This window comes from Dyadobacter jejuensis, from assembly GCF_003149085.1.
In the GTDB taxonomy this organism is placed as follows: Bacteria; Bacteroidota; Bacteroidia; order Cytophagales; family Spirosomataceae; genus Dyadobacter; species Dyadobacter jejuensis.
Map to the genome: position 1 here is coordinate 25,527 of NZ_QGDT01000018.1, position 23,383 is coordinate 48,909.

Here is a 23,383-nt window from a genome sequence, read left to right on the forward strand (position 1 = left end):
CAATCAATAACCGTCATTTTGCTTCAAATTAGGATTAGCATCTATTTCGGACTGAGGCAACGGATACAGTACTTGGTGCGGTTGTGCGTTTTTGCCTCTAGCCACTGCATTAGAAATAAATTGCCCCATACGGATCAAATCTTCACGCCGCTTCCCTTCTGTAAAAAATTCCCATCCTCTTTCTTTTAACAAATGGTTCCTTAAGCTTTCTTTCGTTGAAAAATCGGACAAATTCAAATCCAGAATTCCCGCTCTCTGCCTAACCTTATTGATAAGCGCAATGCTCTCTTCGTTTGGACCGTTCATTTCATTCAATGCTTCGGCTCGACTCAATAGTATGTCGGCATAGCGAATCACGGGAATATCATTACCATTATTCTGCGAAATGGCATTGGGGTCGGGCCGGTACTTAAAACTCCGGGCGTTATCCAACGCTTTCCCCGACTCATCTTCCAAGAGTTTCTGCAATACGCCCTTGGTATCTGTATATTCGGTAACAAACATTTTCAAGCGTCGATCCTCAGGAAGAAAAGATTTCACAAAAGCCGTATAGGTTCTAAATTGAGCCCCATAATTGATCCAATTACTCTGAATAGGGTAATTGGGTGGAAAGGCATGGGCCATATATGCATTTCCGGGCCCTTGAGCCAGGCAAGGATAAACATAAATATACTCGTCATTCAATTCGTTCTCGACCGCAAAAAGATCTTCTATGGCAGGAAATAGTTTGTACTGGTTCAGTTCCATGACCTGTAGACTCGTAGCGGCGCTTTTTTCCCATTGTTTGGTGTTCAGATAGAACTTTGTCAATACTGCCAGCGCAGCTCCCTTAGTCGCCTTTCCATACAAATCCTGCTTTACCGGCAAGTCCTTAGCAGAGGCTTCCAACTCAGAAGCAACAAAGCTAACGAAGGCTTCGTCGGTGGGTCGGCTCGGCTGCAAATCGTCGGTCCCAGAGGATACGATCAAAGGGACTGGACCAAAATAACGATACAAATGCGCATATGCTTCGGCTCTTATGAAAGTTCCTTCTGCCTTATATTGAGCCAATCGATCGGCAGGTATGGAGGTGATGTTGTCGATATTTTCAAGTAATACATTCGCATTACGAATAGCCGTATACATATTCGCCCATATAGCCCTTAAAAAGCTCGATGAAGCATCCCATTGAAAGTTAATATAAGGCAGGGCATCCTTTTCAAACTGCCCGCCACTTTCTAGAGTAAGGTCTGTTGGGAACTCCGAAAGCGTAAACTGATCTTCACGCATGCCTCCATTGACTTGCAACTGACTATAAGCACCGACTAAAACCTTTTTTATCCCATCCTCAGTATTCAAAAAGTTTTCTGGATCATACTGGGTATACACCTCTTCTTTTAAAAACTCAGTACAGCTAGTGGGCAATAAACAACCTGTGAATAGTATACAGGCTAATAAATATGTTCTAATATTTTTCATATTGATGTGGAATATTTGAGTTAAAAACCGATATTGACTCCGATACGAACAGTTTTGTTTAGAGGATAACTGTTGTAGCTAGCCCGTTCAACGCCCGTTCCAGATGCATTGGCATCGGGATCGTAGCCCAAGAAATTGGTAATCGTCATCAGATTATCGGCAGCCACATAAAACGATGCCGAATGAAGCGCACGTTGATTTTTGAACTGAAAGTTATACCCCAAATTAACCGTCTTTAATCGGACAAAGGAAGCGTCGGAGATGGTCATCGAATTGATCGCCAAAGCTCCCCCATAGGCACTGGGGTTGACCCCAGATGGGTATTTAGCTCCAGGATTAGAGGGGGTCCATCTATCTAAATAATGCTCCGCAATTCGGTTCCTTTCAAAATTGATCGGATACAGAGACTCCACAATATTATTGTCCAGGGTACTGATTCCGTCTACGGCCGTTACAAGCACGCTCAAATTAAACCCTCTATAAGAAAAATTATTATTCAGGCTGTACAGTCGTTTTGGAAAGGGGCTACCGAGTATTACCCGATCGTTAGGGTCAATTTTACCGTCTCCATTCTCGTCAACAAAACGAGGGTAGCCTGGCTTGGCTGTAGGCTGCGCAGAGTTGGCGATATCATCGGATTCTTGAAACAGACCATCAACTTGGTATCCGTAATAGGACCGCATAGGAGCGCCTTCCCGCACTATGGCATATTGGGCCGTATAACCCACGCCACCCGTGAGCACCTGAGAGATAAAGTCAGGTAATTCCCGTACTCTATTCTTCAAGACAGAAAAGGTGAGGGTAGTATTCCATTTGAAGGCGTTTACCAAATTCCTTGATTCCAACATTAGGTCAAGACCTTGATTTCGAACCTCTCCAAAATTGACTCTAATACTTGAGAAGCCTGAAGTGGTAGGTAAGGGTTTATTAAACAACTGATCACTAGTCGTTTTGATATAATATTCCAATGACCCATTCAATCGACCTCGAAGCACGCTAAAGTCGACGCCTAAGTCCAGCTCCTCGGTCGATTCCCAGCGCAAGTCACTATTTGCAATTCGAGCTGGTTCCACTCCCTGCACGAGTCCGCCCCCCAAAATAGCCCTCCCACCTGCTATAAATGTCTGCAAGGTCTCGAAGTTATTTATTGCCTGATTACCACTTTTCCCATAACTCATCCTTAGCTTAAGATCATTAAAGATTCCAGTCTGTTTGACAAAATCCTCCTCAGACAGGCGCCACCCCAGTGCAAAGGATGGAAAAAAGGCAAATTTGTGAGCATCTGAAAACCTAGATGTGCCGTCCACCCGCATAGATGCCGTAAGCAAGTAGCGGTCTTTTAGCGTGTAATTCACCCTGCCCAAATATGAATTCAATTTATTCGTAAATCGGCTACTGCTTACATTGTCCCCCCTGTCGCCATCGCCACTCGCCAATAAATTGGTAAGGGTAACATCCGATAGGAAACCCATGGATGTGGCACCTACTGAATTAATATCGTACTTTTCCAAAGTTGCTCCTCCTACAAGCGACAATTGATGGATATCGCTAAAGGTGTGGTTATAGGTCGTAAAAAATTCTGAAATCCAGTGTAAATCTTCTGAAGATTGAATGCTTCCATTACCACCGGAAGCCAAGCCGCGTTGCGTTATGGTACTTATATAATTATCGTTTCTATTGTTTGCAATATCCACCCCAACCCGTAAGGTGGCTGTCCAGTCTTTTAGAATGGTATAATCAGTACTTAAAGTACCAAAACTCCGGTTAGATACTTGCTGTTGATCGACTCCATTGATCAACGCAAGCGGGTTCTCCAGGGATATGAGCGGGTTGAAAGGGTACCGACCCGATGCATCAAGACCAACGGGGATGGTAGGATCAAACTGTAATGCCGCATTAATAGGACCGGCATTTTCATTCCCTGAATTGGTTGTTAAAATTTGAGTGTTTCTGCTCCGATTAGAATTCAGACTGAGATTAACCTTTAGTTTTTCAAATGGTTTTACCTCGTAGTTCAATCTTACATTGTACTTTTTAAGGCCCGAGCCCTTCACGACGCCATCCTGATTAAGGAAATTGACCCCCATATAAAAACTAGTTTTTTCGGCTCCTCCAGAGATCGATATTTGATGATTTTGTGCCAAAGCGGTACGGAATATCTGATCCTGCCAATCGGTTCCAGAACCAATGGAGCTGATCTGCTCAGGAGTAAACTTCGGTGCATTTCCTAAATCTGCTGAAATATCATTTAATGTTTGCAAATATTGAGGGGTACTCAGCATATCGATTTTTTTGGCTACCTTTTGCACCCCTAGGTAGGCACTGTAATTGACTCGAGTCTCTCCTTTTTTTCCTTTTTTGGTGGTAATCAATACCACTCCATTTGCCGCCCGAGAGCCGTATATAGCAGCGGCAGAGGCATCTTTTAAGATCTGAATCGACTCAATATCATCAGGACTAATGGCCGTAGCAGAGGCCCCTGGAAGCCCATCGACCACAATAAGGGCACCATTATCACTATTAATGGAACCCGCCCCGCGTATTCTGATCGCTATGCCACCACCGGGTGCTGAGCTCGACTGACTGATTTGCACCCCAGAAGCTTTGCCATTTAATAATTGCAAGGCCGAATTGTTGACCCCTTGGGTAAAATCCTTCTCACCGACCGAAACCACCGATCCAGTCAGATCCGACTTCTTTTGGGTGCCATAGCCTACCACTACCACTTCTTCAAGTGCTTTGGTATCGGCCTTCAGAACGACATCGACCAAGCTTTGATTTTGAAGAACGATTTCTTGGGTGAGATACCCCACATACGAAAAGACCAAAATGGTGTTAGGATCTCCAACAGACTTCTCTGGAACCGACAAACTATACGTACCCTCTAAATTGCTCACCGTGCCTCTTTGGCTTCCTTTCACCACGATACTTACTCCAGGAAGCGCTTCTCCATGCTCACCGACTATCTTACCTTGAATGGTACGGTCAAGCGACGACGTAGGCCGTCCATTCTTGGTTTCCCCTTTTGGGGCCATCGGCTCCTTGGGACTTATGACGACTTGGTTGCCCACCAGCCTATAGTTTAGGTCCAGGGATCCGAGCAGTCCATTCAAAATGGCCGATAAAGGTTCGTTACTGACCTTCACACTAGTTAGTCGGTCAGCTTGAGTAGCCCTGGGGCTATAGACAAACCGGAGTGTGGTTTGTCGCTCCAAATTCGACAATATTACTTTGAGAGGCTGATCTTGCATTCGGACGGTCAATCGCTTGTCCAACAACTCCTGCCCCGAAACCTCCGTAGCATACGTTGCTCCAGCCAACAATATCGCCAATAAACATTGCACCAAGGATATTCTCATAATACGAATTAAAAGACCTTGCGGAATAAAAGGTTTTTCCATAAATTTAGATTGCTGTTTAAACAGCGGTTTTTGTTTAAAAATTGACCAAGAATGAGCAAAAACTCCGCCTTCGCAGCTATGGGGATAGCTGCATTTCAGGCAATTTTGTCGATGGTGTTTGCAGCACCATCGATATTTTTTAACTTATATTGTATTCGCTTAGATGCACCCTCGGGCAGTTATTAAGATTTGCCCATCAACAATCTGATATTTGGCATGGATAGTCTCACAAATCAATTCTAATTTGTCATATAATGATTCGGACGAAAGCGTCGCCGTCAGATTGCATTTCTTCAGCAAATCCTCATCATATAAAATCGTCACCCCGTAAGCCATTTCAAGGTCTTTTAGGACTTGATTCATGGGGCTTTCGTTATAAATGCTAGAGATATTAAGCTCTTCGGGCATCCGGAGAGGCTTCTCGACTAGGGTTTTAACTAGTTTTTTTTCCGTCTTAAAGAAAATGGCCTGCTGGTTAGGCTTCAGTATCAGTTCGTCCGATAGCTCAATTTCTTTATTCGGCTTATCCTGGTATACAGTAACTTTTCCGCTACTCACCGATACTGACACCTTATCCTGGTCATAGCTAACGACCTTAAAAGTGGTCCCTAATACTTTTGTGGTCAACCCATTAGCATACACATAAAAGGGCCTTTTCACATCACGCTGTACCTTAAACTCCGCTGCTCCTTCCAAGATGACTTTTCTTACACTTTGGCCAAAACTTTCATCGACTCTTAAGCTACTTGCCTTTTGAAGCCAGATCTCACTTCCATCCGACAATAATACATACATAGGATCCTGCGCAGTATTCTCGTAATTCTTAACTCCTGCATCGGTCTTCCAGCTATCTACAAGGTAAGTTGGCTGACGGTCTTTCCCATCGGTCAACAGTAAAAAGGATAAGCCAACCGCAAGTAAGGTTACAGCAGCAACAGACAACCAATTTCTAACCCAAAGTTTCCGTTCAGCGGGTAGGTTTATCGCCGCCATGATCGAATTTATACTTTCGGCATCCGCCTGCGGGTTCACATATCCTGGATCGCACTGAAAGGTCTTGATGACCAATGCAGCTTGTTCCAATAAACCCTTTTTCTCAGGATATTTTTTTTGCCAATTTGTCCAAAACTCATCCTCTGGCTCCAGCTGACCTAGCACCCATTGGCGGAAATAGATATCTTGGACGAAATCTTCTAATTGAAATAAATCATATGCTTTCATGATGTGATCATCCATATTTTAGTAACTACCCAGGGTCATGTTGAAAATAAATTCGGGAAGGACCGACATCGAGGCTAAAAACCAGTTCTTTCTCAATAATTTTAATGCCTCATAAATCAAATTAACAGCAGAATGTCTATTGATCTCCATGATTTTTGAAATCTCATCATAGTCCAATTCTTGATAAAACCGCAGGTAAATCACTTCACGTTGCCTTTTTGTCAGCCGATCTAGATTGACTTTTAATTTTTTAAGTGACTCATGCTTGATCTCATTATTGATTAGATAGTGTTCAATTGTGAATTGAACCTCAAAATGATAATCGTCGTTGAGCTCCCTGGCTTCCTTAAACCACCGCAAGCGCTTCGACTCCCGAATTACCCTTCTACGCAAAGAAGCCAAAAGATAGGATTTTAAGTTATGCACCGAATCCAGTTGATATCTTCTGTTCCATATCTCAACAAAAAGGTCGTGCAAACAATCTTTAATAAATTCGGGGTCATCCTTAATTCTAACACCATAGTTCATTAAAACAGGATAATAACGCTCTAATAGGATGCCAAAGGATGCTTGGTCCCCTTCCTTTACCAGCAACCAAAGGGCTTGATCCTCATCATTTCCCATTTGCGAGGGAAGATTATCAAGAAACTTTATCGGCTTACCTAAATGCGTCATCCAATTCTTTATATTTATTCATGATAAAACAAACTTTTCAACCAAGCTACCTAAAGGAGACAATGGCGTGAGAATTATCCTGACTTTTTTTGATTTATTTATAATAACACAGAAAAAAAGCAGCTAAATCACTGATTACCCAGACTTTCACCCACAAAAAAACCTCTGGGTTACCCAGAGGTTGAAGCCTATTAGAAGGTTTCTCGCTTATTTGTCCGTACTAAATACGACGAAAGAGCTCGGGTAACGTACGTCTTCGTCCTTTTCGGCCGTGATAAAAATCTTCTTAGGCTCCTGAGCCGATACCGTACTCAAAGAACCCTTTAGGCCTTTGGAGGAAATCCGCATCAGACCAAGCTTTTTGGCAGAGACATTCTGAGCATCCATCCATACCACGTAATGCGACCTGGAAGGCGTTAGCTGGTCGGGCTGAGCCAGATTCCTGACTTCAACCTCGATCCCATAATTTTTATTCTTATCCTGCTTAACCTTCACCGAGCCTGTAGCGGCCGGAACCACCGATGAGTTGATCAGCTTCATTTGTGATGAACAGGCAAAGGTTAGAAGTGCTACCGTCACTAGGAGTGCCAGTTTGTTGAAAGTTTTCATGTTTGTATTTCGTTTATTGAATACTGCCTGACGATACCATGAATCATCAGAACTACGTCCTCATAAGCCATGCGAAAACCATGCCATGGGGTGTTTTTCTGATGATTATTATAACCTAAATATACCTCTTTTTTCGAATAGATGATGAGTAGGTACAGCCTAACTATTTTGCCCGTGGATTAGGCCGTCATCTTGCCCGATTTTTTAAGATACCTCACGATCAAGTACAAACTTCCAAATACGATCACTGAGGTTATAAAAACCCGCTGTCTGTGGTCGTCCCCTTCAAATAATTCTGGATATCTAAGGCATATAATAGCGGAGATTCCCACCAGCCATACCAAAAGCGTGTTGTACTCTTTGAGAATCCAGCGCTTATAATTGAATTTCATGGCTTGTACGGATTGACCAATGCCCCGAAAATCGATGATCCAACGATTCACTCTTTGGGTATAATTGTCAAAATCCTTACCAAATTTGCCTCTTAAAAAGTTTTCTTCGGCAAGGACAATGGCTTGATATATAAACAAGAATCCAGGGATAACCACCAAAACATATAAAAGGGAATTAGAGAGAATGCCGACGCCTGCTAGCATCAAGATGTTTCCAACATACAGGGGGTTCCGACCATGGTTAAAAATACCTTCGGTGACCAGCTTTTCGGCATACACCTTCTTATCCTTTCCTCCCCTAATGATATACGCCAGGCCAATTGTAATGCCTCGAATAAGCTCCCCAGAAATGGTAACGAATAGCCCGATGAGTAAGGGATATACGTAATAGTTTTCGCCAAAGGCTTCGGCCGTAAACAAGGAAGGAGAAGGGGCAAAAAGTAACAGATACAGGAATATAAAGAGGAAGTTCCTGTATTTAAAAAAAAAGTTTCCTATAGCAATCATTTTTTATATGCGATTAATCCTGAGAAATTATACCATTTGAAGAACATTTCGCAGCCTTCAAATCCTGCGTCCTTAAGCAAACTGTTATTCTCCGAGACGGTGTAGGGTATTAATACATTTTCTAACGCCTCTCGCTTTTGAGATATCTCTAGTTCGCTATATCCATTTCTCCGTTTATAATCGTAATAATATTTGATAAAGTCCCTGTTAAACAGTTGGTGATCGGTCAGCACCTTCTCTACCAAAATAAAACATCCTCCGGGATTTAGGCCTTCATATATTTGTTTCACAATTTTGCTTCGCAGGGTAGGTCTTACGAATTGAAGCGTTAAGGACATGATTACCACCGAGGCATTCTGTACTTGATTCCATTCATTAATATCCCCTACTAACAGCTGATGCGGGCGGCTGATACCCGCCTTTTCAAATTTCAATTTACATCTTTCTATCATTTCGGGTGAGTCGTCGATCCCCACAAAAGTGACATCGCTGGGTACTAAGGGGTCTATGGCAATCATAGAAGTTCCGGTGGAGCAGCCCAAATCGAAAACCGAGGAATTAGGCTTTGCATGGCTGGCGGCCAGCTCGGTGATCATACGCTGAATTTCATCGTAAAAGGGTACGGAACGATTGACCATATCGTCGAATACGCTCACTACTTTTTCTTCAAACTTGAAGTCGGATACTTGTTGAATTTCGGAATCAAAAACTTTATCTACTCGGGTTTCTTCCATCGAATCGTCGTTATTATAAATTGAAAAACTGGGGCATAATTTATAAATAATTTCGATATTTATGAAACTATATTTTACATAATCTCGGAAAAACCAATTTAAACCAAATTCATAACAAGTTTTGGCCAACTTGGTACCCCTATCTCTCGACACTTTCTATTACTCTTCTCCTATACTCCTTTTGAGTTTATCTAAATCCTTAAGTTTTCCATCGATGATCAAGTTCATCTTACTTCCCATAAAGACCTCATTTTCGGATTCCATGGTACTCTTTATATACAAGGTAAAGGGCAGGTCTTTACCTTGACCAATGAGCTGTCCCGCAGTTTTTAATATTTTCCCAAGGTTGACCTCAAAGGGCAATTCATACAGGGAGTCGCTCTTAGCTGGGATAACGGTGAGGCCCGGCTTATGTCCTTCACCAAGGCGTTTCTGATCGCCTACGTCTAATACAAAATAGGGGTCCCGTAATTGGACCGGAAAAACATTTTGATTATTAATCTGAATTTTCAGGCGAATATCTGAATCCCCAAGTCGGAACTTCTCGATATCATAGTCGGCCACCTTTATTTGCAACACCCTATAAAGCGGCATCCGATTGTTACGAACCAGGTGAAGGGTATCTTTGCCTAGGACAGGTTTGGATAGGGTTACGATTGCTTCAAAACGATAATCAGCACTATCGGCTCCTTTCTCGGCTTGGTCCTTGCTTTCCTGTGCCAAATCTCCCAGATTAAAACGGGAAGGGAGTTCTAACATACTACTGTCTCTAGGCAATACCTTGAACCCCTTACCATATCGATCCTCCAACACCGCTACTCCGTTCATATGAATAGAAAAGTCGAACTTTTCCACATCCAGCCCCACGGGCAAGGGGTTATGTATCATTAATCGGAGCGTAAGATCCACCGACTTACCAGTGATATTGTTGATCTTCCCTATCCCCATTTCTATACGGGGTTTAAGGCCCGAAATGGGGTTAGCATATTTCTTTTTATAGTAGACGAAGGCCAAGATGAGTATAACTACAAGGCCCACAATCCACCAAATGATTTTATTACTCTTCATAAAACAGGCGATTTTGCCGGAATGGGCTAGCGGCGATGGAGGATATGAAGGGCCCTGTTTGGAGGACCCTCACTCAATGTAATTCTATGGTACCGTGCTCCCCTTCAGCAGGCTGCTTCCCGGTCACCATCGACTTAAGGAGGGAGAGAAAAACGACCATTTTGGAAGAAGAGGAATCCCAATACGAAGCCTCCTGCGGACATACGCGGATCATCACCAAAGAGGGATCTTCCTTACCAGCCGGAAACCACGCCTTGGAGATGGGATTCCACAAAGATTTCTTTTTTTCCTCATCCTGTACTTGGTGGTAGGACCCCGACACGCTTAAGTAGCTATTTTCCTCGGGGCTAGCGAAAAGTAAGGTAACCTCCTCTTCCCTCATTTGTGAGCCAATATCGGTATCTTTGCTGGTAAAGAACCATATATTCCCATCATCGTCTGTTTCTAAGGCCGTCATAGGGCGCGACACGATCTTTCCCTTCTCGAGGGTGGTGAACATGCAAATTTTTATCTCAGAAGCCAATTCTTTTAACTTCTCTATTCCTTGGCGATCTATTAGGTTCGTTTCCATATTATTATAATGATTTAATAAAATGTAACTAACCTATCAAAAACCGTTCCTTAGGCGCCAACTTCTCCTAGCCTTGGATAAATCTGGATGCATTCGACCCTATCAGAACTTTTTTGGGTTATACCGTCGGCATTCAACTCATGCAACCATGCAAAAAACGGTTGTCAGGCAGAATGGTGATTTCTTTTTCGACATCAAAAATCTACCTGAAAAACCAGGCCTAGTAAGGTCTATTTTATAGGCATAAAATCAATTTAATGACTATACCGGCCATTTCTCCAAGTGGTAGGCACTGTCCCAAAACATATATTCATATTGGGTGGCTTTTCTATAAGCCTGGCGCATGGAGTCGCGCTCGGCAACGGTACTCTGAGCGGCAATGCCATCGACGAGGGCCAGCATTTGGGACACAGATTGGGCAAATTCTTCGCCAGCGTAAGTATTTATCCAGTTCTGGTAGGGATTATTGGCTGCCTGATGGGCCAAAATATGATCGCCGACCCGCTTATAGATCCAAAAACAGGGCAATAGGGCCGCCGCCGATACGGCATAGGGCTTCAGGCTGCTTGTTGCTAGCAAATACTGGGTATAAGCCAAGGCCGAAGGAGACGCCCCCTTCTGATCTTGCTTCGGAAGAGAGTCCATATAATTTTCGTGAAGCAGTCCCTCCACCAATAGGGCATTCTGAGCGAAACTAAGGAAGGTCAGCTTATCTTTTGACACAGGCGCTTTGGTGCCCGTTACGGCCAAGGCGGTCGCAAATTCGTTCAAATAGAGTGAATCTTGATAAATATAGAAGGAGAATCTATCGATAGACAAGCTTCCAGAAGCCAATTCCAAAATAAATGGGTGCTTCAATATTTTTTCATAAATGTCGGCATTTTCCTGCCATAAGGATTCGGTAAACTTCATTATTTCAAATACATTTTTTGAGGTGAGTAGCTATGATTTAATGGTCCGAGGCCATGGCCTGTCACCACATTTTTCCCCGCCTGAATGGCATCAGCAATATAATTTTTGGCCATCAATACCGACTCCATCAAGGACAAGTCTAAGGCCGAATAAGTGGCAATAGCCGAAGAGAGGGTGCAGCCAGTACCATGCAAATTTTTGCTGTCGATATAGGGCGTTTCCAACACCACCGGCTTGCTGTCTTTTTGGGCAAACACATCGTAGAGCTTGTCGGCCACCAAATGCCCGCCTTTTAACAAAACGGCCTGACAGCCCTTATCAATCATCTCTTGCGCCGCAATTTCCATTTCCTTTTCACTATTTATCTTCCTACCCACCAATATTTCGGCCTCATCAAGATTGGGAGTGATTAGATGTACCTTAGGAAAAAGTAAGGCCCATAGGGCTGCCACTGTCTTATCTTCTATGAGTTTGGAGCCACTTGTCGATACCATCACCGGATCGAACACCACGAAGCGGGGAACGTACTTCTCTAAGGCCGCGGCAATTACCTCGGCAGATTCTATGGTATTGACCATCCCAATTTTCACCGAATCGATCAAGAAATCCTGAAAAACGGCCTCTAATTGGCTTTTCAAAAAAGCCCCAGGCACCTTCATGATATCACTTACACCCATGGTATTTTGAGCGGTAAGGGCCGTGATGGCCGACATCCCATAGCCACCCAGAGCGGCCACGGTTTTCAAATCGGCCTGTATACCGGCCCCTCCTCCACTGTCAGACCCTGCTATGGTTAATACAGTTGGATATCGTTTCATAAGTAAAAGTCAGATTAATTTGATGTTAGTTGAGTTTCCTTGCTTCTATTCCCTTATCGAGGGCTACCATCAAGCTTTCGGCAGCCTCCTTGGGGGACTGTGCACTACATATGGCCGAAATTACCGCCACACCGCTAGCTCCCAAGCTAGCACATTGGGTGGCCGTAGGGGGATCTACCCCCCCTATCACCAAAAGGGGGTGTTTGCTATGGGCCTTCACCCACGCTAGCCCCTGTAGCCCCCAGGGCGGGGCAGTATCCGTTTTGGAAGCCGTGGCATACAAGGGACTGACGGCCAAGTAAGTCAATTCAAATGCGTTGGCTTCCAATACATCGGCCTCCGTTTCGGCCGAAAGACCAATAATTTTCCCTTTGGGCAAAAGCTGGTGCAGCAAAGGAATAGGCATATCGGACTGCCCTACGTGCACGCCGTCGGCGTCTACCGCCAAGGCTACGTCCACCCGATCGTTAATCACCAAAGGGACATTCAGTGGCTTTAACATACCTTTCAAGAGTAGGGCCAATTCTATAAATTTCCTAGTCGATAGCGATTTTTCTCGTAGCTGAACCATGGTAACTCCACCCAGCACGGCCTGCCGAACCACCCATTCCAATTCGCGGCCCTTACAAGCCTCCCGGTCCGTAACCAGGCATAGAGGTAAATGCCGCTCCATTAGCCGTTATTTTCAATGGTTATTTGGACCCTTTCATCCAACTCCGCCGGAGAAAGGCTCGATAGCTTGTCGAGAAAGGACATCTGGAAAGACCCCGGCAAATGGGCTCCTTCATAGGCCAGTTCTCCACAAACCCCCATGACGGCGGCTGCAGCCACTGCCGCTTCGAAGGCGTTGGGTGCAATAGCGGCAAAGGCTCCGGCCAGGGCCGAGGCCGTACAACCCATTCCTGTGATACGGGTCATGATCGGGTTTCCATTAGAAATGTAAGCGACACTTTCTGGCCCCACTACCACGTCGGTCTCCCCACTGATGCTCACCACACAGCCAAGCTGTCGGCATAGCATTTGGGCCGACTCCAATCCTTCGGTCGAAAACTGAGTACTATCTACGCCCCTGGTCTGTCCTTGCTGACCGGCCAAAGCCATAATCTCGGAGGCATTCCCTCTAATAATGCTAGGAGTACCAGCAGCTAATAGGCGCAGCAAAGTATCGTTGCGGAAGGTAGTAGCTCCTGCTCCCACCGGATCCAACACCACAGGTTTACCCAGCTGGCAAGCTGCCACCATGGCCTTCTCCATGCCCTCGACCCAGGTAGAGGAAAGGGTGCCAATATTAATCACCAATGAACCGGCCAAACCTACCATCTCTTCGACTTCCTCGGGAGCGTGGGCCATCACGGGTGAGGCCCCAACGGCCAGTAAAGCGTTGGCAGTGTAATTCATCACCACAAAATTCGTGATATTATGAACCAATGGTTTTTGGTTGCGAAGAGACAAAAGGGTAGTTCCTAAGTTCATTTCGATCATTGAGCTACTATTTATAAAAGATTGTATGGAATTCGAATATTACAAAAACAATACCATCAGGGATTCTTTTGAGGAAGTACATGCCTGGCAAACCTCGGAAAGAAACACCGTGGACGGTCTTCTAAACCACCATTCGTGAAATTTGAACGATCGGTCTGCATTTATTAATTGCTAATGTAGTAGATTTGAAAACATAAAAAAACCCAGTCAAAATATATTGCAGCTCATACCACAATTTCCCGCTGTGGTACGGGTAGTTTTAGAAGTTTTAATCCCAAAACGCTACCAGCAGAATAGCATGCTTGTAGCACCTTTGCCATATCTACCCACATGATACAAGCCATAATATTCGACATGGACGGACTGCTGATCGATTCTGAGCCTATATGGCTCGAGGCTGCGCAGCATACCATGAGAAAGATAAATTTTAAACTCACAGAAGAGCTCAAACAACAAACGACTGGATTGGCCTGTCAATTATTTTTGGAGTATTGCCACAAAATTCAACCTTGGGATACCCCCACCTTCGACGAAATGGAGGCCGAGATCATCAGCTATGCCCATGCCAAGATTTTGTCCAGCGCCACCGCTATGCCTGGCGCTATAGACTTGGTGAAAGATCTGCATCGAAGAGGAATGCCCTTAGCAGTGGCTTCGGCATCCCATATGGAGCTGATCGAGGGTGTCTTGGATAGGCTCAGCCTGCGACAATATTTCACAACCTGGCACTCGGGCACTTTAGAGGAATTCACCAAGCCGCATCCAGCCGTATACCTGTCTACTGCTCTAAAACTGGGCGTGCCACCCCAGGCCTGCCTGGCTATAGAAGACTCCCATGCCGGCTTACAATCGGCCCGTTCTGCAGGTATGACTACCATTTCGGTGCCCGCACCGGAGGTGTTCCACCACTCAAAATTCGAAATTGCAGATTTTAAGCTGGCTTCTTTAGCCGAATTTGACTTTGCTTCTTTAGTAGAAGTCGCCTCCAACCGACCCTAGGCTGCAGGACTATTGCCGTCTATTATTTTTATTAAGGCTTGGCAAGTTTGCTCTTACGGTATCCGTAACTAAAATAAATCACAAGACCAATGACCAGCCATATCATAAAAATAAACCAGTTAGAAGAACCTAGCTCGGTCATTAGATAGAGGTTGGTGAGTATTCCCGCTACAGGAAGTAAGGAGAAATTGTATTTAAAGCTAAGTACGGAAAGGGTAATCCATGTCAACCAAAACACGATGGTCAACACTTTATGTTCCAAAATATCCATAAAGGTAAACCCAGCCCATTCGGAGAGCGTGTCTTGCCCATATTGTACCAAAGCCCAAATAGCTACCAAGAGCAGTAGGCCTACTATATATTTACCATTAATATAAGGGACCTTAAATTTGGACTGCTTCGATAAGCCCGAATGATCGAGATACAACACGCCACCACATACCAAAATAAAGGCGAAGAAAGTCCCCACACTAGTAAGGTCTACGAAAAAATCCATCTTAAAAAACAGCGCAGGAATACCGACAACGAAGCCCGTAACGATGGTAGCAAAGGAAGGCGTATGGTATTTGGGATGAATTTTCGAAAACCTCTTCCATAGCAAGCCGTCGCGGCTCATGGTCATCCAGATCCTCGGCTGGCCAAGCTGATATACCAACAAGGCGCTGGTAATGGCGATCACCGAACTTACTGAAATAAGCCCCGCCATAAAGTCGAGCCCAACATACTCAAACACAAAGGCGAGTGGATCACTCACATTCAGCTCTTTATAGTTGACCATACCCGTAAGCACCAGGGTTATAAGAACATACAGGACAGTACAGATAATTAAGCAGTAAATCATGGCCTTAGGCATATCTCTCTGGGGATCCTTACACTCTTCGGCGGTGGTAGAAATAGAATCGAAACCAATAAAAGCGAAGAAAACAGCCGCTACCCCACTCAGCACCCCTTTCACTCCATTGGGAGCGAATGGAGTCCAGTTTTCGGGTTTTACATAAAAGGCTCCAGCTAGAATGACCAATAACACCACCCCAATTTTCAGGACGACCATCAGGTTACTGGCGGTTCTCGACTCCTTGATACCCAAATAGACCAACCAAGTCACTAAGGCGGTAATGATACCGGCAGGCAGGTCAAAAATGATGGGAATACCCGCGATTCGGGGTGCTGCCTCGAAAGCCGCAGCCGCAAATTGTTCGCTGGTCGTTAAGGCCTCGAGCCCTAGGAGTTGCATTTTGGAAAATGCCTCCGAGGCCGACCCCGGATCCATCGTTAAATAACCTGGGATATGGATCCCAAAACCACTGAGCATGGATACGAAATACTCGGACCACGATATGGCCACCACCATGTTAGAAACGGCATATTCGAGGATGAGCGCCCATCCGATGATCCAAGCGAAAAACTCACCAAATGCAACATAAGCATAAGTATATGCACTACCCGAAACGGGAACTGTGCTCGCAAATTGGGCATAGGACAGGGCCGTAAAAACGCAGGCTATCGCCGTAAAAACGAAGAGTAAGGACACTGCCGGCCCTCCGTTATAGCTTGCCAGCCCGATGGTGCTAAAGATTCCCGCTCCTACTATGGCTGCTATTCCGAGGGAGACCAGGTCTCGAACCCCCAACACCTTTTCGAGTCCACTATCAGCATCATGCGCATCTTTTAAAATTTGATCTACTGATTTTTTTCGGAATAGTGAAGAGCTTGGTTTCATTTAATACGAATTCGGTTTACGACTGGTCGCCTTAATTAAAACTTAAAAGTAATTATAAAATTGAATTGATCGTGTGATAGTTTTTAATTTTTAAAAATACCAACCCCATTTTATTCACTTTCACCATAGATTATTTGGCGGCTATCGTTTAAACTTCAATAAGTCATAAATCACCAATATATGATGCAAACCCTATTAGGCAAGGCTGGTCTGGATAGTACTCTGATAAGCATCGAGGTGATCCCACTTGCCCCCCAATGACGCTTAATCACCGAGCGGGATTCGCAACTGGTGCTCCGGCATGATCAGTTAAAAGTGCGGTGCATTGCGATCGAAGCGAATTAAACTTAACTTTACGTATACTATTATCCAAAGACAAATGCGCCCCATTTTTGCCGTAATGCTGCTATACTGGTCTATAATGGCTTGCCCTCATCCGAGTCTGGGGCAACCGGGGCGGAGTTATAGCCCAGCGCAGGGGCTATCAGAAAGGGATCATCTTCAAAAACACCCCTTTACAGAGGCGCATCAACAAGGATTTAAGGCCGTAGAAATGGATCTATTCTACTTTCAAGACACGCTCTACATCGCCGAAAATGAGTCACAGATTAAAGAAGGCCGTACATTGGATAGGCTCTACCTAAAACCACTCCAACGCGCTTTCCCACAGCAAGGACAGCGCTCCACTACGGCTCATTTTCAGTTAATATGTCGTATTCGAAGCCCTTTTGAACCGACTATTGAGGTCCTTACACGGCTGTTGACCTCTATGATTGATCAACTCTCCCCTCAAGGAGGTATTACTATCGTACTAGGAGGAAATATCCCCGATCCCAATGCCTTTCAAAAATACCCCTTATATTTTCATTTCGAAGGCAGGCCCGAAACGAGCTATACGCAGTATCAATTAATGAGAATTGCACTGTTTAGCCCTAACCTTAAGGATTATAGCCGCTGGAACGGGGAAGGGGAAATGTTAAGAAAGGACCGGAAACGTCTTTCCAAAATCATAGAACAGGCCCACCGAATTCAAAAACCGATCCGGTTTAGAAATACACCGGACAATATTAACACCTGGAAAAAACTAATGGACCTACAGGTAGATTGTATTAGCACCCAACGGGTCGTTGAACTGGCTGATTACCTGCGAACCGGACCTTTATAAATTAATTTCAATATATTTTCACTCTAAGCCCACCATCTTACATGTCAGAACAAAGTAAAACCTCTCTAAAAAAAGTACTTAAACCAATTCATTTATGGGCCATAGCGGTCGGCTTGGTCATCTCAGGAGAATATTTCGGATGGAATTATGGCTGGGGCGTTTCCGGAACGGTAGGTTTCCTCATAGCCACCCTGATCGTCACAGTATTGTACATCACCTTCATATATAGCTTTACTGAACTGACTACCTCCATACCCCAAGCGGGGGGCCCTTTTGCATATGCCCATCGCGCCTTTGGCCCTTGGGGAGGGCTGGTGGCCGGCTATGCCACCTTGGTCGAGTTCCTGATAGCCCCTCCGGCCATAGCCTTCGCCCTGGGCAGCTACACCCACTTCCTGTATCCGCAGCTAAGCGTACTTCAGGTGGCCATTGCTTGCTATGTAATCTTTATAGGCATCAATATGCTAGGTATCAAGGAGTCAGCCACTTTTTCCTTGTTTGTCACTATACTGGCGGTTGTGGAGCTGCTCGTTTATATCGGGATTGTCTCCCCGCATTTCTCCTACGACACCTTCGTACAAGATCCTATGCCCTTTGGCTGGCAAGGGATATTTGCCGCTCTGCCCTTTGCGATATGGTTTTACTTGGCCATTGAGGGGGTAGCCATGGTAGCCGAGGAGGTAGAGAACCCCAAAAGAACGATTTCGCTAGGGTATATTTATGGTATCCTGACCTTGGTAATTCTGGCCCTAGCCGTCATGATTGTAACGGGAGGAGTGGCGCATTGGAGTACCCTCAGCACCATAGACTACCCACTACCTGCGGCCTTGTCCATCGTATTGGGCGAAGATAGTGGTCTTACCCATCTTTTCGCTAGTTTAGGCCTTTTTGGACTCATTGCCTCATTCCATGGCACCATCATAGGCTATTCCCGGCAGATCTATGCCCTTGCGCGGGAGGGTTTTTTACCCAAGTTTTTGGGACAAGTCAACGGCCGTTTCCAAACGCCCCATTGGGCCCTATTAGCAGGTGGGGCCATCGGCTGCCTCGCGCTGGTATTGGGCACCACCGACCAGGTCATTATCATTGCGGCCTTGGGGGCCATCGTTATGTATATTGTCAGCATGTTTGCTCTATTCGTTTTGCGCAAGAAAGAACCCGAAATGGAACGCCCCTTTAAGGCTCCATGCTACCCCTACTTTCCGGCCGTTGCCCTTTTATTGTCACTACTATGTCTGGTGGCGATCATCTACTACAATTTCGTTTTGAGTCTCTATTTCTTTGCCGGATTAGCAATTCTGGGTAGTATTTTTACCATAAACCAAAAGTATTTTGCAAAAAATTAATCAATTATAGACTATATTTGAAATCTGATACAAAGCTATCTGGGGTAGTAATTACCCAATACCCGCTACAAATGGTAATATAAATAAGTTGCCTATTCTATCAACTAGGTGATTTTTTTCAGAATCCGACGGATCACCTTTAAGAGTCTTAGGCTCCTTATTGCGAATTAATTGGAATTTAAGAATCTTCTAATTCTAAAGAATGAAAATTTTAATTGTAGAAGACGAGGTAGTTATTGCGAAACATTTGCAGTACACCTTAAAGGGATTTGGATATTCCAACTTTTTTTTGGCCGGCGACTATCACCAAGCCTTAGAAATACTCAATAAGGAGGTGATTCATCTGGCATTATTGGATATCAGCTTAGGAGGGTATAAGACGGGCATAGACCTGGCCGAATACATTCGTGCCAGGTATAATTTCCCCTTCATTTTCCTGACTAGCCACGAAGAGCTTGCCATCGTCAATGCCGCATTGAATACCTCTCCAAATGCATTTTTGAACAAGCCCTTCAAAAATGTATCGGTATATACAGCAGTGAGCTTGGCCATGAAAAACTATAAGGAGAATAGCACCCCCGCTCCCGTCGAACAGGATCAGCCAGCGAAAGAAGAGTCTATTGTGATTCAAGACGCCCTTTTCATCAAGGAGAAAAATATCTTTAGCAAAATCTTCCTCGATCAAATCCTTTTTATACGAAGCGATGACAATTATCTGGAGCTACATACCCCTGACAGGAAGTACACGATTCGGGAGACTCTTAAAAACATGATCAGCCAATTGCCCGACAATCAATTCTTCAGAACGCACAAGTCTTATATCGTCAATCTGAATGCCATCACAGGCATTAACCACATCCATTTGATGATCAACGACATAGAGATCCCCATCACTGCCGACAATCGCTCCGAACTCTTTAAAAAGCTTAATACTTTTACCTAGGTTTCTAATTTCAATAACCCCTCCTTTTAGGTGAGCTTGATAAGGGCCAATCCAACTAACCTCGTTCCAGTTATTGAGGAAATATCGGCTATGCCCTATATAATTCTGCTAAGGATGTTATATTTTGCATCCCTATAGCATTTCGAATATTCAAATTGAAGAGTACAAAAAATTTATTGGTAGGCTTTTGCATTAGCCTAATCGGCTCCTTACCCTTAGGATATATTAACCTAATTGCCTCCGAAATAAACCAAAAACGAGGAAGTGAAGCCTTATATGCCTTTTTATTGGGTGTTGTTGTCGTTGAATTTGTACTCATACTACTAACCCTCCAAGCAGCAGAATGGCTGCTGGCTCAAAAAAAAATGGTTCGCAATATTGAGGTGATGTCTATCATTTTCCTCATCTTCCTGGCGATCTCCTTTTTCTTCAATTCCAAGCCTATCCAGGGAACAGAGCCATCCTTACTCACCAATGATTTTCTGACACAGTATTCTCCGTTTACCCTGGGGCTTATGTTCAACGCCATCAATCTGATGCAAGTACCCTTTTGGGCTGGGTGGAACTTGTACCTGATCAATGAATCCTATATCGATATGGGGCGATATCGAAAATATTGGTATGTAATCGGAACCTCCATAGGCACCTTTAGCGGGATCTACCTATTTGTGCAGTTTCTCAATTACCTGCTTACTGTTCCTATAGGTGCTACCCCTGCCGCAAGCCAATGGATTATCCCAGGTATATTCCTACTTTTGGCCGCCTTTCAAACCTATAAATTTTATAAAAAATACCGTTAGGGGTATAGCAAATACTTCTTCCTTAGTTGTTTGAATGCTTGTAAACCTGGCTCCCACGATTGGCGAATTTCGGACTCGGACTTACCGGCAATAATTTGCTCTCTTAAGTTTTCGGTCCCTGCCAACTTATCGAAGTCTCCCATTTGCCGACTTTGGGTCTTATCAAAAAATTTATTTTTCTGAGGATAGGCCTTATATAGCTCAATTAACCAAGCTATGTTCAGTTGCCCACTCTTGCGGATTTGTTCCACATCGTATTTTCGGAGATCGATTCCATAGCAAGTCTCATTCATATGCAAAGGAGACTCGCTCATCCCTTTGATACTTTTGGGTTCAAAAGAAAAGGAATATTTCCCTTTTAGCAATGGAGCCCCCAACACCGAAAAAGGCATGTAGGTGCCTCGCCCTTGACTAATAATGGTGCCTTCGAACAAACATAAATGGGGGTACAGCATAACCGACTGCTGGGTGTTCAGATTGGGCGAAGGCAGTACCGGCAAGGTATACGCTGAATCGTGGGTATAATGCTCCACTTTTATGATTTTAAGCGCACATTTCATCTTCTGCGGTAACATTCCTTCTCCATTGATCATCTGGGCAAACTCCCCCATCGTAAGACCATGCCCAATTGGAATTTTGTACATGCCTATACCCGAATGCAAATGGTCCTCTAATATCGGTCCATCGACAAGAAATCCATTGGGATTGGGCCTATCCAATAGGAGCAACTCTTTGTTGTTCTCGGCACAGGCTTCCATAACATGCCCCAGGGTATTGATATAGGTATAGAACCGTACCCCTACATCCTGTATATCGAATACCATCAGGTCTATGGAGGCCATCTGCTCCTTGGTTGGCTTTTTCAATTTGCCATACAGCGATATGGCAGGAATCCCCGTTTTGGGGTCTACGCTGTCGGAGACCTTGTCGCCATTGCTGGCTGTCCCTCTAAACCCATGTTCGGGGCCAAAAATAAGTTTAATATCGACGCCCAAGCTCACCAGACTGTCTACCAGGGGCGTATTGCCGATAATAGAGGTCTGATTAACGACCACCCCTACTTTTTTGCCCTTCAGGTACGATAAATATGCTTCCGTTCGGTCGGCTCCTGTCTTAATGGGCCTCACGACCTGCTGCTTCTCCTCTGAAGCCCCCGCCTGTTGATTCGACGTACTCTGGCACGGCCCTTGAAATAAGAGCACTAAACTCAATCCGATCGAAAGATTAAAAGTCATATTCATAAAAATGAGGTAAATATTTTTTATTCGGGCCTCGAGCCTGTTTAAATTTTAATGATTGAATTGTTTATCACTTATTTTTTGTGCGAAACAAGGCAAATTTTGCAGTGATAGCTTAAGCTATCACTAAAAATTTAACGAAGTTGTAGCCAAAAAATAGCATAAACAATCAATTGGTTAATTTTTAAACAGACTCTAAGAATAAGGGAGCGAAATTCCTTCGCCCCCTAGTCGTTTTTTATTTAATATACCTAAAGTCCTCATCGCCTTTCAGACTCAACAACACATCATACATCAATTGTATTACGTTTTGTACGTCGTCCTTATGCACCATCTCCACGGTGGTATGCATGTATTTCAAAGGCAGGGATATCAAGGCAGTAGCTACCCCTTCGGCCGAATATGCAAATGAGTCGGTATCCGTCCCGGTAGAGCGGCTTACGGCTTGTCTTTGGAACGGAAGCGACTTTTGCTCCGCCACATCGATGAGCAGGTCTCTCAAATTGTTCTGAACCGCTGGTCCGTAGCATATCACCGGTCCTGCCCCGCTTTTAAGGTCGCCTTGTTCCTTTTTGTTGTACATGGGCGACTGCGTATCATGGGTTACATCGGTACATATCGCCAAGTCGGGTTTCAATCTTCTTGAAATCATTTCGGCCCCACGAAGCCCTATTTCTTCTTGAACTGCGTTGACCACATAGAGGGTGAAAGGCAATTTGACATTATTCTCGTGCAACATTCGTGCTACTTCGGCAATCATAAACCCACCCATACGGTTGTCCAGGGCTCTTCCGACATAATATTTATCGTTAAGCTCGTCCAAGCCGTCGGCAAAGGTGACCACCGTGCCCACATGAATACCCATTTCAAGCACCTGATCTTTATTTTCGGCGCCTACATCTATAAAAAGCTCGTGTACCTTCGGGGTTTGGTCCTTGGAGGTGTCCCGCACATGGATAGCCGGCCAGCCAAACACGCCCTTCACTACGCCCTTAGCGGTATGCAAGTTTACACGCATTGAAGGTGCTATAGAGGCGTCGGAGCCTCCATTACGGCGCACATGGATATATCCTTCGTCGGAGATATAGTTAACAAACCAGGCTATTTCATCGGAATGAGCTTCAATAACCACTTTATAGTCCTGCCCGGGGCCAATAACCCCAACAGCGGTACCATAAACATCCACGATTTGTTCTTCAATATAGGGCTTAAGGTAGTCTAACCAGATTTGTTGGCCGGTAGACTCGAAACCCGTTGGGGAAGCATTATTCAAATACTTATACAAAAACTCCTTACTCTTGTCAGTCATATGAATTGATTTATA

21 protein-coding genes are annotated in these 23,383 nt (G+C 44.5%); 5 read left to right on the forward strand and 16 right to left on the reverse strand.

Features of this window, described 5'->3' with window-relative positions:
• Window positions 1-3: 3 nt before the first annotated feature.
• From CLV98_RS21435 to thiM, 13 genes are all read right to left on the reverse strand, one after another.
• Window positions 4-1,458, reverse strand: coding sequence for a RagB/SusD family nutrient uptake outer membrane protein (locus CLV98_RS21435; protein WP_109677875.1), 1,455 nt, complete (start codon window positions 1,456-1,458; stop codon window positions 4-6).
• Window positions 1,459-1,478: 20 nt separating this feature from the next.
• A complete protein-coding gene (locus tag CLV98_RS21440; RefSeq protein ID WP_158281305.1) occupies window positions 1,479-4,817 on the reverse strand; it encodes a TonB-dependent receptor in 3,339 nt (1,112 codons plus the stop codon).
• Window positions 4,818-5,018: 201 nt separating this feature from the next.
• On the reverse strand, window positions 5,019-6,095 hold the full coding sequence (locus tag CLV98_RS21445) for a FecR family protein (protein WP_109677879.1): 1,077 nt from the start codon (window positions 6,093-6,095) through the stop codon (window positions 5,019-5,021).
• A gap of 3 nt (window positions 6,096-6,098) precedes the next feature.
• Window positions 6,099-6,704: an RNA polymerase sigma factor gene (locus tag CLV98_RS21450; protein WP_158281306.1), complete on the reverse strand. Its 606-nt coding sequence runs from the start codon at window positions 6,702-6,704 to the stop codon at window positions 6,099-6,101.
• A gap of 258 nt (window positions 6,705-6,962) precedes the next feature.
• The gene (locus CLV98_RS21455; protein ID WP_109677882.1) at window positions 6,963-7,364 is read right to left on the reverse strand and encodes a hypothetical protein; all 402 of its coding nucleotides are present in this window, start codon (window positions 7,362-7,364) and stop codon (window positions 6,963-6,965) included.
• 179 nt (window positions 7,365-7,543) lie between these two features.
• Window positions 7,544-8,263, reverse strand: coding sequence for a methyltransferase family protein (locus CLV98_RS21460; RefSeq protein WP_109677884.1), 720 nt, complete (start codon window positions 8,261-8,263; stop codon window positions 7,544-7,546).
• A complete protein-coding gene (cmoA, locus tag CLV98_RS21465; protein WP_109677939.1) occupies window positions 8,260-8,997 on the reverse strand; it encodes a carboxy-S-adenosyl-L-methionine synthase CmoA in 738 nt (245 codons plus the stop codon). Before cmoA ends, CLV98_RS21460 begins: the two co-directional genes overlap by 4 nt.
• A gap of 159 nt (window positions 8,998-9,156) precedes the next feature.
• Window positions 9,157-10,065, reverse strand: coding sequence for an LEA type 2 family protein (locus CLV98_RS21470; RefSeq protein ID WP_109677886.1), 909 nt, complete (start codon window positions 10,063-10,065; stop codon window positions 9,157-9,159).
• Between the two features lie 73 nt (window positions 10,066-10,138).
• The gene (locus CLV98_RS21475) at window positions 10,139-10,636 is read right to left on the reverse strand and encodes a pyridoxamine 5'-phosphate oxidase family protein (RefSeq protein ID WP_109677888.1); all 498 of its coding nucleotides are present in this window, start codon (window positions 10,634-10,636) and stop codon (window positions 10,139-10,141) included.
• 261 nt (window positions 10,637-10,897) lie between these two features.
• Window positions 10,898-11,548, reverse strand: a complete 651-nt coding sequence (gene tenA, locus CLV98_RS21480) for a thiaminase II (RefSeq protein ID WP_109677890.1) — start codon at window positions 11,546-11,548, stop codon at window positions 10,898-10,900.
• Complete coding sequence (gene thiD / locus CLV98_RS21485) at window positions 11,548-12,366, reverse strand: bifunctional hydroxymethylpyrimidine kinase/phosphomethylpyrimidine kinase (protein WP_109677892.1); 819 nt, start codon at window positions 12,364-12,366, stop codon at window positions 11,548-11,550. The genes tenA and thiD overlap by 1 nt, the downstream gene beginning before the upstream one ends.
• 25 nt (window positions 12,367-12,391) lie before the next feature.
• Complete coding sequence (gene thiE / locus CLV98_RS21490) at window positions 12,392-13,039, reverse strand: thiamine phosphate synthase (protein WP_109677894.1); 648 nt, start codon at window positions 13,037-13,039, stop codon at window positions 12,392-12,394.
• Entirely contained in the window at window positions 13,039-13,848 is an 810-nt protein-coding gene (gene thiM / locus CLV98_RS21495; protein ID WP_109677896.1) for a hydroxyethylthiazole kinase, read from the reverse strand. The genes thiE and thiM overlap by 1 nt, the downstream gene beginning before the upstream one ends.
• Before the next feature lie 330 nt (window positions 13,849-14,178).
• Here thiM and hxpB point away from each other — a divergent pair, with 330 nt between their 5' ends.
• Window positions 14,179-14,847: a hexitol phosphatase HxpB gene (hxpB, locus tag CLV98_RS21500; protein WP_109677898.1), complete on the forward strand. Its 669-nt coding sequence runs from the start codon at window positions 14,179-14,181 to the stop codon at window positions 14,845-14,847.
• A 31-nt stretch (window positions 14,848-14,878) separates the two neighbouring features.
• Here hxpB and CLV98_RS21505 read toward each other — a convergent pair whose 3' ends face one another.
• Window positions 14,879-16,567, reverse strand: coding sequence for an amino acid permease (locus tag CLV98_RS21505; RefSeq protein ID WP_109677900.1), 1,689 nt, complete (start codon window positions 16,565-16,567; stop codon window positions 14,879-14,881).
• Between the two features lie 379 nt (window positions 16,568-16,946).
• Between CLV98_RS21505 and CLV98_RS21510 the strand changes: the two genes are divergently transcribed.
• The 4 genes from CLV98_RS21510 to CLV98_RS21525 all read left to right on the forward strand — a co-directional run bounded on the left by CLV98_RS21510 (window position 16,947) and on the right by CLV98_RS21525 (window position 20,821).
• Window positions 16,947-17,732 carry a PI-PLC domain-containing protein gene (locus tag CLV98_RS21510; protein WP_109677902.1) on the forward strand — a complete coding sequence of 262 codons (786 nt, stop codon included), beginning with the start codon at window positions 16,947-16,949 and terminating at the stop codon, window positions 17,730-17,732.
• A gap of 41 nt (window positions 17,733-17,773) precedes the next feature.
• Window positions 17,774-19,078, forward strand: coding sequence for an ethanolamine permease (gene eat / locus CLV98_RS21515; RefSeq protein ID WP_109677904.1), 1,305 nt, complete (start codon window positions 17,774-17,776; stop codon window positions 19,076-19,078).
• A 202-nt stretch (window positions 19,079-19,280) separates the two neighbouring features.
• On the forward strand, window positions 19,281-20,021 hold the full coding sequence (locus CLV98_RS21520) for a LytR/AlgR family response regulator transcription factor (protein ID WP_109677906.1): 741 nt from the start codon (window positions 19,281-19,283) through the stop codon (window positions 20,019-20,021).
• Between the two features lie 155 nt (window positions 20,022-20,176).
• Window positions 20,177-20,821, forward strand: coding sequence for a LysE family transporter (locus CLV98_RS21525; RefSeq protein ID WP_158281307.1), 645 nt, complete (start codon window positions 20,177-20,179; stop codon window positions 20,819-20,821).
• Here the strand turns inward: CLV98_RS21525 and CLV98_RS21530 are convergent.
• Both CLV98_RS21530 and CLV98_RS21535 read right to left on the reverse strand, forming a co-directional pair.
• Window positions 20,818-22,062: an exo-beta-N-acetylmuramidase NamZ family protein gene (locus CLV98_RS21530; protein WP_211320099.1), complete on the reverse strand. Its 1,245-nt coding sequence runs from the start codon at window positions 22,060-22,062 to the stop codon at window positions 20,818-20,820. The two genes, CLV98_RS21525 and CLV98_RS21530, sit on opposite strands and share 4 nt — an antisense overlap.
• 235 nt (window positions 22,063-22,297) lie before the next feature.
• Window positions 22,298-23,368: a M42 family metallopeptidase gene (locus CLV98_RS21535; RefSeq protein ID WP_109677910.1), complete on the reverse strand. Its 1,071-nt coding sequence runs from the start codon at window positions 23,366-23,368 to the stop codon at window positions 22,298-22,300.
• Between the last annotated feature and the right edge of the window lie 15 nt (window positions 23,369-23,383).